1 protein-coding gene is annotated in these 15,117 nt (G+C 70.8%); it reads left to right on the top strand.

Annotated elements, in window-relative coordinates:
• Window positions 1–3: 3 nt before the first annotated feature.
• A complete protein-coding gene (locus I6I07_RS23215; protein WP_198483891.1) occupies window positions 4–15,096 on the top strand; it encodes a non-ribosomal peptide synthase/polyketide synthase in 15,093 nt (5,030 codons plus the stop codon).
• Window positions 15,097–15,117: the final 21 nt, after the last annotated feature.

Below are 15,117 nucleotides of genomic sequence, written 5' to 3' on the forward strand. Positions count from 1 at the left end.
CACATGGGACTGGATCCTCGCACGCTGGCCGAACGCATCGCAAAACTGGATTCCGTGCAGCGCCAGGCGCTGTTGGACAGGTTGCTGGAGCAGGGTATCGACCCCGCATCGCTGCCGGTCGTGCCGTTCCCTGGCAGGCAAACCTACCCCCTTTCGCACGCCCAGAACGCGCTTTGGCTGACCTGGCGCATGGCGCCGGACTCCGCGGCCTATAACCTGTCCGGCACGCTGGCGTTGTCCGGCCCCCTGGATGTGGACGCGCTGCGCCGCGCGGCGCGGCGGCTGGCCGCGCGCCATGCCGTACTGCGGACCGTCTTCGAGGCGAGCGATGACGCGGCGCCGGTGCAGCGGGTGCTGGCCGATCCGGAAGTCGAATGGCGCCAGGTATCGGTGCGGGAAGTCGATGCGGAGCAGCGCATGGAAGCCGCCCGACGGGCCAGCGTGGCGATGGTGGAGGCCGCATTCGACCTGACGCATGCGCCGGCCTGGCGGTTGGGCGTGGTCAGCCTGGATGCGGAGCAACACTGGCTGACGCTGTGCGTGCATCACATCGTGGCCGATGGTTGGTCGCAGGCGATCCTGGTACGCGAGCTGGCGGCCCTCTACGACGAGGAGGCGACCGGCGTGGCCGCGGCGCTGGCGCCGCTGCCGGTACAGTTTGGCGACTATGCATCGTGGTTGCGTGAGTGGCATGCGCTGCGGCGCCTGCCGGCGCAGATGGAATACTGGAAGGCCCGCCTGGCCGGCTTGCCCGAGAACCTGCGGCTGCCGCTGGACCGGCCGCGTCCGGCGCACCGCGACGCGGTCGCCGGCTCGCACACGTTGCGGCTGGACGCCGCCGCCAGTGACGCCGTGCGCCAATTGGCGCGCGCCAGTGGCGCCTCGGTGTTCATGGTGATGCTGGCGGCATTCAAGTACACGCTGTCCCGCTATTGCGGCGCGGACGACGTCGTGGTGGGCACGCCGCTGGCCAATCGCGACCAGGCGGAAACACATGGCCTGATCGGCTATTTCACCAACACCGCGGTGCTGCGCACCCGTGTGAACCGCGACGCGAGCCTGCGGGAACTGGTGGCTGACGTGCGCGATACGGTGCTGCAGGCGCAGTCCCATGCCGATTGCCCCTTCGATGTGCTGGTGTCCGAACTCGCCGGCGAGCGGGTGCCCGGCTTGAACCCGTTGTTCCAGGTCAAGTGCACGGAGCAGGCGCAGGGCGATGCCATTGGCGCCGGTTTCGGTTCCCTGGGGATGCGGCCCATGTCGCTGCACGCGCAACAGGCGCACTTCGACCTGAGCCTGGACGTGACCAATGGCCGCGATGCCATCCAGTGCCAGTTCGACTACGCCGCCGATGTGTTCGACGCCGCGACGATCATGGCGTTGGCCGAGGCGTTTGGCCAATGGCTGCGCCAAGGCGTGGCCGACGCGGATATCCCCCTGGTCGAGCTGCCGTTGGCGCAGGCCTCGGGCGAAGCGGGCGGCGAGACGGTGGCGTGGGCGGCGACGGATGTGCTGACGCTGTGGGATGCCTGGGTCGCGCATGCGCCGACGGCGACCGCCGCGGTGCAGGAAGACCGCAGCCTGTCCCGCGAGGCGCTGGACGGCATCGCCACCACGCTGGCCGGCAGATTGCGCGGATTGGGCGTGTCTTCGGAGACGCGCGTCGCCGTGCACGCCGGACGCGGCCTGGCCTTCGTCGCCGGCCTGCTTGCCGTGTTGCGTGCAGGCGGCGCCTATGTGCCGCTGGATCCCGCGTTGCCCGAGGCGCGCCGCCGCCAGTTGATCGATGACAGCGGCGCGATTTGCGTGCTCAGCGAAACGGAATGGGAGCCGGCGGGCGTGCCTTGCCTGGATATCGACCTGAGCGCATGCGCGGCGGTCGAGAAGCCGGTGGCGGTGGCTGTCCATCCGGCTCAGACGGCCTATCTGATCTACACGTCGGGCTCGACAGGCCAGCCCAAGGGCGTGGCGGTCAGCCGGGGCGCGTTGGCCAACTATGTGCAGGGCGTGCTGGCGCGCCTGGACTTGCCGGGGACGGCGCGCAGCATGGCCATGGTTTCGACGGTTGCGGCCGACCTGGGGCACACCACCCTGTATGGCGCCCTGTGCGGCGGCTGCGCCTTGCATCTGATTGCGCCGGAGCGGGTCTTCGATCCGGACCGGTTCGCCGAATACATGCGGCAGCATGAGGTTGACGTGTTGAAGATCGTGCCCAGCCATCTGCAGGCGTTGCTGCAGGCCGCGCGGGCCGCGGACGCATTGCCGCGCCATACGCTGGTGTTGGGCGGCGAACGCACGCCGGGCGCGCTGCTGGATACCATCCGCGAACTGGCGCCGGCGTGCCGGATCTACAACCACTATGGCCCCACCGAAACGACGGTCGGCGCGCTGGTGCAAGCCGCGGCGGACACGGGCCGGGAAGAGGGCAGGAACCTGCCCATCGGGCGGCCGTTGCCCAATCTGCGCGCCTATGTCCTGGACGCCTATCTCGACCCGGCGCCAGCCGGCGCCGAGGGCGAACTGTACCTTGCCGGCGCCGGCCTGGCGCGCGGCTACCAGGGACGGCCGGGCCAGACGGCCGAACGTTTCGTGGCCAGCCCCTTCGGGACGGGTGAGCGGCTGTATCGCACCGGCGATCGCGTCCGTATGAATGCGCAGGGCGCCCTGGTCTACCTGGGGCGCGGCGACGACCAGGTCAAGGTGCGCGGCTACCGGGTCGAACCGGGCGAGATCGCCGCCCTGTTGCGCGCGCAGTCCGGCGTGGCGGCCGCGGCGGTGGTCGCGCGGCACGACGACGGGCGGACAGCGCTGCACGCCTACGCGGTGGCGGCGGGCGAGGCGGTGGCGGATGCATTGGCGGTGCTCGCCGAAAAACTGCCGGATTACATGGTGCCGGCCACGCTGACCTGGCTGGACAGCCTGCCACTGACGGCCAACGGCAAGCTCGACATCCGTGCCTTGCCGGCGCCCGCCGTTCAGGCGCAGGCCGATGGCGAAACGCCGCAAGGCGAGGTCGAGGTGGCGTTGGCGGGCATCTGGCAGGAAGTGCTGGGCGTGCCGGCGGTCAAGCGGCAGGACAATTTCTTCCAGCTGGGTGGCGACTCCATCCTGAGCCTGAAGGTCATGGCGCGCGCGCGTCGCCTCAAGCTGCCGATCAAGCCCCGCCAGATCTTCGAATGCCAGACCCTGCAGGCGCTGGCCCGGGCGATCAGTCCCCAGGCGCAGGCCGAGCCGCCAGCCGCGGCCGCCGGCGGCCTGGCGGCCCCGGCGCAGGAACCCGTGGCAACGGTCGCGGCCCCTGCCCAACAGGACGAGCCGGCGCCGCAGCGCCCCGGGCATCGCATGGCGGTGCTCTCGCATGCGCAGCAGCGGCAATGGTTCCTGTGGCGCATGGATCCCCAGAGTTCGGCGTATCACATCAGCGGCGCGCTGCGCTTGTCGGGTGCGCTGGACGAGGCCGCGCTGGCCGCCGCGTTCGAGGCGCTGGTGGCGCGCCATGCCAGCCTGCGTACGCGATTTGTCGCGACCGACGACGGCCAGGCCGAGCCGGTGGTGCAGCCGCCGGCGCCTTTCACCTTGCTGCGTCAGGCCGCCAGCGATCCCATGCGGGCGCAACGGGCGGTGCAGGCCTGGACGCAGGAACCCTTCGACCTGGAGGTGGGGCCGCTGCTGCGCGTGGGGTTGCTGCGCCAGGCGCAAGACGATCATGTGCTGGTCGTGGTCATGCACCACATCATTTCCGACGGCTGGTCCATGCAGGTGATCGTGGAGGAGTTCGCGGAACTGTACCGGGCCCGCGTCGAGGGCCGGGCCGCCGCGCTCGCGGCCGTGGGCCTGGCCTATGAAGACTACGCGGCCTGGCAGCGCGGCTGGCTGGCGCGGGGCGAGGGCGAGCGCCAGCGCGAGTACTGGCTCCGCACCCTGGGCGGCGAGCAGCCGGTATTGCAATTGCCGACGGCGGCGCCGCGCCAGCCCAACGCTTCGTACCAGGCGGCGCGCCACACCTTGTATTTGCCCGCCGGGCTCGTCACCCGGCTGCGCGCGACGGCGCAGGCTCGAAGCGCCACGCTCTTCAGCGCGCTGCTCGCGGGTTTCCAGGCCGTGCTGTACCGCTATAGTGGCCAGACGGACGTGCGCGTCGGCGTTCCCATCGCCAACCGCCATCTCGGCGACACCGAACGCGTGGTGGGTTTCTTCGTCAATACGCAGGTCCTGCGTGGGCGCTGCGATCCGGGCGAGACGCTGGGCGGGCTGCTGGCCCAGTCGCGCGACCGCGCGCGCGAGGCCCAGGAGCACCAGGATCTGCCCTTCGAGCAACTGGTCGATGCGCTGCAGCCCGGACGCGATGGCCATACGCCCTTGTTCCAGGTGCTCTTCAATCACCAGCGTCCCGACTACCGCGCCTTGCGCGACCTGGGCGGCTTGCGCACCAGTGACTACGGCATGCCCGAACAGCAGGCGCAGTTCGAGCTCAGTTGCAATACGGCGGAACTGCCGGACGGCCGGGTCCAGGTCGCGTTGTTGTATGCGCGCGAGCTGTTCGACCCGCGCTTGATCGTCCGTTTGGGAAGCCATCTCGAACGGATGCTGGAAGCGTTGATCGACATGCCGGAGCAGCGCCTGGACCGCGTGGCGTTGCTTTCCGACGCCGAAGCGGCCCAGGTGATGGCATGGGGCCGCGCCACCGAGGCAGACCCGACCGCTGCCCATGACACGCTGCACGGCCTGATCGAAGCGCAGGCGCTGCGCCAGCCCGGCGCCATCGCCTTGAGCTGCGATGGCGCGCAGATGGACTATGCCGCGCTCAACGCGGCGGCAAACCGTATCGCGCATCGGCTGATTGCGCTGGGCGTGGGGCCGGAAACCAAAGTGGGCGTGGCCTTGCCGCGCTCCATGGCGCTGGTCCAGGCCCTGCTGGGCGTGTTGAAGGCGGGCGCGGCCTATGTGCCGCTGGATCCGGCCTATCCGGAGGACCGCCTGCGCTACATGGCCGCGGACAGCGGTTTGCGGGTGGTGCTGACGGGGCAGGCCCAGGCCGATGGCCTGGCGTGGCTGCGTGAAGACCTGCCCGGCGTCACGCTGGCGTGCGTCGACGGGGACGAGGTGTCGCGAGCGCCGGCGCACAATCCCGCGCTGCCCGTGCATACCGACAACCTTGCGTACGTCATCTACACATCGGGCTCGACTGGCCGGCCCAAGGGCGCACTGTTGGCGCATCGCCAGGTGTGCCGGCTGTTGTCGCGCACCGCGCATTGGTTCGGCTTTGGCCCCCAGGACACCTGGACGCTGTTCCATTCCTACGCTTTCGACTTCTCGGTGTGGGAGCTGTTCGGCGCGCTCTGCACCGGCGGGAAGCTGGTTGTGGTGCCCTACGAGCAGAGCCGTGAGCCGGAGGCGATGCTGGCGTTGCTGCGACGCGAGCAGGTCACCGTGTTGAACCAGACGCCGTCGGCGTTCCTGCAACTGATGCAGGTGCCCGGGCTGCTGGGCGGACCGACGCCCACCGGCCTGGCGTTGCGGACCGTGATCTTTGGCGGCGAAGCCCTGGATCCGCGCAAATTGAAACCCTGGTTCGACCATGTCGGCGACGCAATGCCGGCCTTGGTCAATATGTATGGCATCACCGAGACCACGGTGCATGTCACGCACCGCCTGTTGCGGCACGACGATCTGGCGGCGGGCGGCAGCCCCATCGGGGTGGGCATTCCCGATCTCGGCCTGCACGTCTACGACAACGAGCTCAACACCGTGCCGCCGGGTGTCAGCGGCGAGCTGTATGTCAGCGGGCCGGGCCTGGCGCGCGGCTATCTGGGCCGCGGCGGGCTGAGCGCCGAACGTTTCATCGCCGATCCGGCGGGCAGCGGCGGCCGTTTGTACCGCACGGGCGACCTGGCGCGCTGGCGCGAGGATGGCGAACTGGAGTACCTGGGACGCGCGGACCAGCAGGTCAAGATCCGCGGCTTCCGCATCGAGCTGGGCGAGATCGAGTCGGCGTTGCTAGCGCAGGACGGCGTGGAGCAGGCGGCGGTGCTGGCGCAGGACGGCCCCGCGGGCGCGCGGCTGGTGGCCTACGTAGTCCCGGCGAATCTGGCCGTCACCACGCTGCGCGAAGCGCTGGCGGCACGCTTGCCGGACTATATGGTGCCAGCAGCCTTCGTGACGCTGGATGCGCTGCCGGTCAACGCCAACGGCAAGCTGGACCGCCGCGCGTTGCCGCAGGCGAGCTTCACCGCACAGCAAGCCTACGAGGCGCCGCAAGGCGAGGTCGAGATCGCGCTGGCCGCGATCTGGTCGCGGGTGCTGGGTGCCGAGACCGTGGGCCGCCACGACAACTTCTTCGAGCTGGGCGGCGACTCGATCCTGAGCCTGCAGATCGTGGCGCGGCTGCGCCAGGCGGGTTGGCGCATCACGCCGCGCCAGGTGTTCGAGCGCCAGACGGTGGCGCAACTGGCGGCGGTGGCCGAGGCGGCGCGGGTCGAGGCGGTGGCGCAAGGGCCGGCCCGCGGCGAGGTAGCGCTGCTGCCGATCCAGGCGCAGTTCCTGGCGCAACCGCTGGCCACGCACGATCACTGGAACCAGGCGGTGCTGCTGCACAGTGACGCGCCGGTCGATGGCGATGCGCTGGCCCGGGCGTTGGCCGCGCTGGTGGCGCACCATGACGCGTTGCGGCTGCGATTCAGCCGCGAGGGCGACGGTTGGCGCCAGCGCTATACAGATGTGGACCAAGGCGATGGCGAGGGGCTGCTGTGGCGGCGGCCGGCCGCCGACCGCGCGCAGATCGAAGCGATCTGCGACAGCGCGCAACGCAGTCTGTCCATCGGCGAGGGCCCGCTGCTGCGTGGCGTGCTGATCGAGGTGGCCGATGGCTCCTGGCGCGTGCTGCTGGCGATCCACCATTTGGCGGTGGACGGGGTGTCGTGGCGCATCCTGCTGGAAGATCTGCGCACGGCCTATGGCCAACTGCTCGCCGGTGAGCCGCTCCGCCTGCCGGCGCGTACCAGCAGCTACGGCGACTGGTCGGGCCACCTGTGGCAGGCGCATCGCCCGAACGCGGCAGAGTCGGCCTACTGGCGTTCGTTGCCGGCCGGCGACGCGCTGCCGGTGGATTATCCGCAAGGCGCCAACCGGGTGGGCGACCTTCGCCAGGCCGTGTTGGCGCTGGACGAAGCCACGACCCAGGCGCTGCTGCGCCAGGCGCCCGCGGCGTATCGCACGCAGGTCAACGATCTGCTGCTGGCGGGCCTGGTGCGGGCGCTGCGGCGCTGGGGCGGCATGACGCAGGTCCGGATCGACCTGGAAGGCCACGGCCGCGAGACCGGTGACACGGCGCTGGATCTGTCGCGCACGGTGGGTTGGTTCACCAGCGTGTATCCGGTGGCGCTGACCGCCGAGGACGACGACGCGGCGTTGATTACGGGGATCAAGGAATATCTGCGCGCCGTGCCGGGACGGGGACTGGGCCACGGCCTGCTCGATGCCCAGGGGGTGGCGCGATCTTCGATCCTGTTCAACTATCTGGGCCAGTTCGAGGAGACGGCCGCGGGGCAAGGCTGGCGCATCGCGGCCGAAGGCGTGGGCGCGGGCCAGCTGGAGACGGCGCCGGCCTCGCATGCATTGACGATCAACGGCCAGGTGTACGCGGGCACGCTGCGCCTGACGCTGGGCTACAGCGGCGAACGCCACGACGCGGCGCGCATGCAGGCGCTGGCTGACGCCTATGCGCAGGCGCTGCGCGAGCTGGTGGCGCACTGCGCCAGCGGCGCGCAGGGCGTGACGCCGTCGGACTTCCCGCTGGCCGGGCTGGACCAAGCCGCGCTGGCGGCGCTGCCGATTGGCGCGCCGGTGTCGCAATGGGAGGATCTCTACCCGGTCACGCCGATGCAGGCGGGCATGCTGTTCCACAGCGCCTGGGCGCAGAGCGAAGGCGAGGCGGGCGAGCCGGCCTACGTGAACCAGCTGTGCGTGGACGTGCAGGGGCTGGACGAGGCGCGCTTCGAGGCGGCCTGGGCGGCGGCGCTGGCGCGCCACGAGGTACTGCGCACGGGCTTCGTGCAGGGCGCCGGCGCGCCGCTGCAATGGGTGACGCGCGAGGTGGCCGTGCCGTTCGAGCGGTGCGAACGGCTGGGCGCGGACGCGGCGCAATTGCAGGCGCTGGCGCGCCAGGCGCGGCGCGGTGGCTTCGACCTGTCGCGGCCGCCGCTGATGCGGCTGCTGCTGGTGCGCACGGGCGCGGACCGGCACCACTTCATCTGGACGCACCACCACCTGCTGCTCGATGGCTGGAGCGTGTCGCAGTTGCTGGGAGAGGTGCTGCGGGCTTACGAAGGGCAGGCAGTGACGCGCGGCACCGGCCGCTACCGGGATTACCTGGCCTGGCTGGGCCAGCGCGATGGCGCCACGATGCAGGCGTATTGGCAAGGCGTGACGGGGACGCTGGACGAACCCACGCTGCTCGCACCGGTTCTGCCGTTCGGCCAGGCCCGACAACAGGGGGACGCGGCCGCGGGCCATGCCGACCTGCTGCTCGACTGGGACGAAGCCGCGACCCAGGCGCTGGTCGCATTTGCCCGGGCCGAACGCGTGACCGTCAACACCCTGGTGCAGGCGGCCTGGGCGCATGTGCTGGCGCAGGCCACCGGCCACGACACCGTGGCCTTCGGCGCCACCACGTCGGGCAGGCCGGAAGCCTTGCCCGGTGCACAGGCCATGCTCGGGCTGTTCATCAATACGCTCACCATGGTGGTGCATCTGCCGACGGCCTCGCCCACGGGTGACTGGCTGCGCCGGATCCAGGCCGACAGCGTGGCGTCCCGGGAATGGGAGCACGCCGCCTTGGCGGACGTCCAGCGTTGGGCCGGCCACAATGGCCAGGCGCTGTTCGACACGTTGTTGGTATTCGAGAATTTCCCGGTGGACGAGGCCTTGCGCCAGTCACGACCCGCCGGACTGGCCTTCGAAGGGCTGGCCAGCCGCGACCACGCCAGCTATGCGTTGAGCCTGGTGGTGGCGCAGCGGGAGGGTTTGAGCCTGCGGTTGAGTTACGCGCGATCGCAGGTCGATGACGCGGCCGCCGCGGCCTTGGTGGCGCGCGTCGATCTGGCGTTGCGCGGCCTCATGCGGGACGGCGCCGCACCGGTTGCCGATCTGTGCACGCTTACCCACGAAGACAGCGCACGCCTGCGTCGCTGGGAGCGTGCCGAGGCCTTGCCGACGGCGGAAGGTTCGGACGACCCGATGCCGGTACGCATCGCGGCGCAGGCGCGGCGCACGCCGGACCGGGTGGGGCTGCGGGTGGGCGAGACTGCCTTGAGCTATGCCGAGCTGGACAGCCGAGCCAACGCGCTGGCGTGGCGGCTGCGGCAGGCCGGGGCGGGGCCGGAGCAGGTGGTGGGCATCCTGGCCGAGCGCTCGGTGGAGATGGTGCTGGCGCTGCTGGCGGTGCTCAAGGCAGGCGCGGCCTACGTGCCGCTGGACCCGGACTATCCGGACGATCGGTTAGCCTACATGATGGCCGACAGCGGCCTGGGGCTGCTGCTGGCGCAGCCGGCGCTGGCCGCTCGCGCCGTCACGCTGGCGCCGTCGGCGCGGGTGCTGGCGCTGGACGAGGCCTTGATAGCCGGGCGTGCAGAGGCGCCGCCCGAGGTGGCGTGGCACCCGGAACAACTGGCCTACGTGATCTACACGTCGGGCTCGACCGGCCGCCCCAAGGGCGCGGCCAACCGCCATTCGGCGCTGGGCAACCGACTGGCATGGATGCAGCAGGCGTATGACCTGCAGGCCAGCGACACGGTGTTGCAGAAGACCCCGTTCAGCTTCGACGTATCGGTTTGGGAGTTCTTCTGGCCGCTGGCGCAGGGCGCGCAACTGGTGCTGGCCGGGCCGGGCGAGCACCGCGAGCCTGAGCGGCTGGTGCAACTGATCGAGGCGCACGAGGTGAGCACGCTGCACTTCGTGCCGTCGATGCTGCACGCGTTCCTGAGCCATCTGGAGACGCAACCCACGCCGCGCTGCGCCAGTCTGAAGCGCATCGTGTGCAGCGGCGAGGCGTTGAGTCCGGAACTGTTGCAACGGGCGCTGCGGTGCCTGCCGCAGGCCTCGGTAGAGAACCTGTACGGCCCGACGGAAGCGGCCATCGACGTGACGGCTTGGCACGGCGTACTGGATGAAGATGGCCAGGCTCCGGCCGTTGTTCCGATCGGTCGTCCTATCGCGGGCGTACAGACTCGGGTGCTGGATGGAAACCTGAACCCGGTACCGGTCGGTGTGGCCGGCGAACTGTACCTGGGCGGCGCCGGACTGGGTCGAGGTTACCTGGGCCGGCCCGGTCTGACGGCCGACCGCTTCGTGGCCGATCCGGACGGCGGCGGCGCACGTTTGTACCGCACGGGCGACCTGGCGCGCTGGCGCGAGGATGGCGAACTGGAATACCTGGGCCGGCTGGACCACCAGGTCAAGATCCGCGGCCTGCGCATCGAGCTGGGCGAGATCGAGTCGGCGTTGCTGGCGCAGGATGGCGTGGAGCAGGCCGCGGTGCTGGCGCAGGACGGCCCCGCGGGTGCGCGGCTGGTGGCCTACGTGGTGCCAGCGGATCTGGCCGTCGCCACGCTGCGCGAGGCGCTGGCGTCGCGCTTGCCGGACTACATGGTGCCGACGGCCTTCGTGACGCTGGACGCGCTGCCGGTCAATGCCAACGGCAAGCTGGACCGCCGCGCACTGCCGCAGGCGAGCTTCACCGCGCAGCAAGCCTACGAGGCGCCGCAAGGCGAGGTCGAGGCGGCGCTGGCCGCGATCTGGTCGCAGGTGCTGGGCGCCGAGACCGTGGGCCGCCACGACAATTTCTTCGAGCTGGGCGGCGACTCGATCCTGAGCCTGCAGATCGTGGCGCGGCTGCGCCAGGCGGGTTGGCGCATCACGCCGCGCCAGGTGTTCGAGCGCCAGACGGTGGCGCAACTGGCCACGGCCGCCGAGGCGCTGGGTGACGCGGGCGATACCGCTGCCGAGCGCCAGGCCGCTGGGTCCCAGGGCCTGCAAGACCATGCCGGCGCGCCTTCGCTGGCAAGCCTGGGGCTGCGGCCCGAACAGGTCGAGGACGTCTATCCGCTATCCCCGACGCAATCCGGCATGCTGTTCCACACCCTTGAGGCACCGGGTTCGGGTCTCTATGTGAACCAGCTCAGCGTGCCGGTCCAGGGATTGGACGCGCCGCGCCTGGTCGCGGCCTGGCATGCCATGGTGGCGCGTCACCCCGTGCTGCGCACGGCGTTCCTGTGGCAGGAGGGAATGACGCGGCCGCTGCAGCTCGTGCTGCGCCAGGCGCCGTCGCCGGTCGAGGAGGTCGATCTGCGCGGCCACGAGCCGCATGAGCAGCGGGAACGGGTGCGGCGCCTGGCCGGGCGGGACCTGTTGCTGCCCTTCGATTTCCTGCGTCCGCCCGTGGTCCGCCTGACTTTGGTACGGACGGGCGAAAAGGCGTATCAGTTGATCTGGACCTACCATCATCTGCTGTTGGATGGCTGGAGCGCCTCGCGCCTGATCGGGGAATGGCTGAGCGCCTACGGCGGGCAGTCCCTGGGCCAGGCGGGTCCAGGGTATGGCGACTACGCCCGTTGGCTCGAACGCCAGGATCGCGCCGAGAGCGAGCGGGTCTGGAAGCATGAACTGCGCGACTTCGACGGGCCGACCTTGCTGGCGCAGGCGGCGCGGCAGGTCACGCCGGCCGGCGCCGCCGCGCCCACGGACGACACCATGCCGGCGCAGGCCGACTACGGCAAGCTGTATACCCGGCTCGACGGCCCGGCGACCGAAGCGCTGCGCCGGCTGGCCCGGGAACAGCGGGTCACGCTCAACACCGTGGTGCAGGCGGCATGGGCATTGGTGCTCAAGCGCTACACCCAGCAGGACACCGTGGTGTTCGGCGCCACCGTGGCGGGCCGCCCCGCGACGCTCGCGGGCGTCGAGGAGATCGTCGGCCTCTTCATCAACACGTTGCCGGTGCCGGTGCGCCCGGATCCGTCCCTGTCGCTCTCGGCCTATCTGCAAGCCTTGCAGCAGGGCAACCTGCGCCTGCGCGAGCAGGAGCACAGTGCGCTGGCCGACGTGCAGCGCTGGGCGGGTTCTTCCGGACGGCCGCTGTTCGACAGCATCGTGGTGTTCGAGAACTACCCGATCGACGAGACCCTGCGCCGCGGCGATCGCCACGGCCTGCATTTTGGCGCCATCGAAGGCATGGGCCTGACCGGCTACGCGATGGACCTGCAGGTGGTGGCCCGCGACGATCTCGAGATCGAGTACTGCTACGCGCGCGCCGACATCGCGCCGTGGCTGGCCGCCCGCATGCGGCGCCAGATGGAATGCCTGCTTGCCGCCATGGCGGCGCATCCCGGGCGCACGCTGGGCGAGCTGCCCTGGCTGGATGAGGCCGAATGGCATGCTCTGGGGCGGTGGACCGTCGATGCCGACCAGGCGCCGGCGCCGGCCGATGGCCATGGCTACGTTCACACCCTGATCGCGCGCCATGCCCTCGAGCGTCCGCAAGCCCTGGCCGTCGTGATGGGGCAGGCGGGCTTGACCCATGGCGAACTCGAGCAGCGGGCCAACCAGCTCGCGCATCACCTGGTGCAGGCTGGCGTGGGGCCGGAGCAGCGGGTCGGCGTGGCCATGCCGCGCTCGCTGGATACGCTGGTCGTGTTCCTCGCGGTGCTCAAGGCCGGCGGCGCCTACGTGCCGATGGATCTCGAGCACCCGGCCGAGCGGCAGGCCTATGTCATGCAGGACAGCGGCATGCGCCTGGTCGTGACGGCCGCCGAGTCGCCGGCGCATCTGCCCGCGGTCCAGGGCGTCGTTCGCCTGGGCTACGTCGCGGACGCGTTTGCGACGCGACCGGTGACGCCGCCGCAAGTGCGGCTGTCGCCCGACAACATGGCGTACGTGATCTATACCTCCGGTTCCACGGGCAAGCCCAAGGGCGTGGCGGTGACGCATGGCCCCCTGGCCATGCACTGCCGTGCCACGGCCCGCATCTATGGCCTGACGCCGGACTCGCGCGAGCTGTTGTTCATGTCGTTCTCGTTCGACGGCGCGCACGAGCGCTGGCTGACCGCGCTCACCACCGGCGCGCAACTGGCCGTGCGCGGCCCGGACCTGTGGACGCCGGAACAGGCTCTGGACGCGCTGCGCCAGCACGGCACCAGCCACGTGGCGTTCCCGCCGGCCTACCTGACGCAACTGGCCGATTGCGCCGCGCAACAGGGCGAGGCGCCGCCGGTGTCGCTCTATGTCTTCGGCGGCGAAGCCATGCCGCGCGCCGCCTACGAGCGGGCGCGGGCCCATCTGCGGCCGGATTGGTTCATCAACGGCTACGGGCCGACCGAAACCGTGGTCACGCCGCTCATCTGGAAGACCCCCGCCAGTGCCAGCTTCGATACCGCTTACGCGCCGATCGGCAAGCCGGTGGGCGAGCGCACGGTCTACGTGCTCGACGCCGACCTGAATCCCGTCCCGCCCGGACACCTGGGCGAGCTCTATGTCGGCGGCTACGGCGTGGCGCGCGGGTATCTGGGCCGGCCCGGCCTGTCGGCGGATCGTTTCGTGCCCGATCCCTTTGGCGCGCCCGGCGCCCGCATGTATCGCAGCGGCGACATGGTGCGCTGGCTGGCCGACGGCAATATCGAATATGCGGGCCGGGGAGACCACCAGGTCAAGATCCGCGGGTTCCGCATCGAACTGGGCGAGATCGAGGCCCGCCTGATGGCGCTGCACGGGGTCGCCGAGGCCGCGGTGGTGGTGCACGAGGGACCCGCGGGCAAGAAACTGGTGGCCTATGTGGCGCCGGCGGCCGAGGTGGGCGCCGACTTCACCGCCGGGTTGCGCGCGCTGTTGGCGGCGCAATTGCCCGACTACATGGTGCCGGCGGCCTTCGTCCGCCTGGCGCGGCTGCCGCGCCTGGTCAGTGGCAAGCTCGATCGCGCCGCGCTGCCTGAGCCCAGGCAGGTCGAAGCGCGCGAGTTCCATGCGCCCAGCACCGACGCCGCCCGCCGCCTGGCCGAAATCTGGCAGGAGGTGCTGGGGGTGCCCAGCGTGGGGCAGCGCGACAATTTCTTCGAACTGGGCGGCGATTCCCTGCTCAGCCTCAAGGTGCTGACGCGGGTGCGGGCCTTGCGTGATCCCGCGCTGACCTTCACGCTGCGGGACCTGATGCAGCGGCCGACCATCGGCCAGCTGCTGCGGATCGAGGAAGCGCCGTCGCCCGCCGCGCGCGCCAGCTTGCCGCTCAATGGCGGCCAGGGCGACGCGGCGCCCTTGTTCTGCGTGCACGCCGGCATGGGAACGCTGTTTGACTACCAGCCGCTGGCGCGTGCGCTGGATGGCGGGCGCGCGGTCCATGGCCTGCCGTTCCGCATGCTGGATGATCCGGCGCATCGTGACGTGTCGCTGACGCAGATGGCCCGGGACTACTGCGCGATGATCCGCGCGCGCCAGCCCCAGGGGCCGTATCACCTGCTGGGCTGGTCGCTGGGGGGGACGCTGGCGGCCTTGATGGCCGCCGAGCTGGAGGGGCAGGGGGAATCCGTGGCCTACCTGGGGCTCATCGACCCCTATGTGCCGGGCCGGGAGGACGGTGCGCTGCGTGAGTGGCAGGAAGACCTTGGCCACTTCGCCGCGGCGTTGGGGCTGCCAAGGTCCGCGCCAGTCGCAGCGAGTGCCGGCGCGGCCGCGGTGCCCATTTCGCTTGACGCCGTGCAGGCGCGCCTGGCGCCATGGGTGGCGGCGGCGGAGGGCGCCGAAGGCTATGGCGCGCTCGGCGCGGATGAATTGGCGCGCATCTTCCTGGCGGCGCGTGCCTTGCAGGCCCTCTCGTTGCAGGCGGGGCCGGTTGGCGAAGTTCGCGCGCCGCTCGACTGCTGGTGGACGCCGCCGCGCGCACGGGCGGTACGTGACGCATGGGCCGAACAGCTGGGGCAGCCCGTGACGGCCGAGCGCGAGATCGACGTCGACCACTACGCGATCATGCGCGACCCGAACTTGCTGCGCGAAGTGATGCGGGCACTGGCGGCGCTGCCGCTGGCGCAAGGGCAGGCGTGCATGGTGGAGAAATGAAAATGGGCCGGCGCTTTTGGG

Origin of the sequence: Achromobacter deleyi (assembly GCF_016127315.1) — a bacterium.
Taxonomy (GTDB): Bacteria; Pseudomonadota; Gammaproteobacteria; order Burkholderiales; family Burkholderiaceae_B; genus Achromobacter; species Achromobacter insuavis_A.

Bases quoted from the DNA above. Each gene is read 5' to 3' on its own strand.
- I6I07_RS23215 (WP_198483891.1), top strand. From the start codon at position 4: ATGGGACTGGATCCTCGCACGCTGGCCGAACGCATCGCAAAACTGGAT.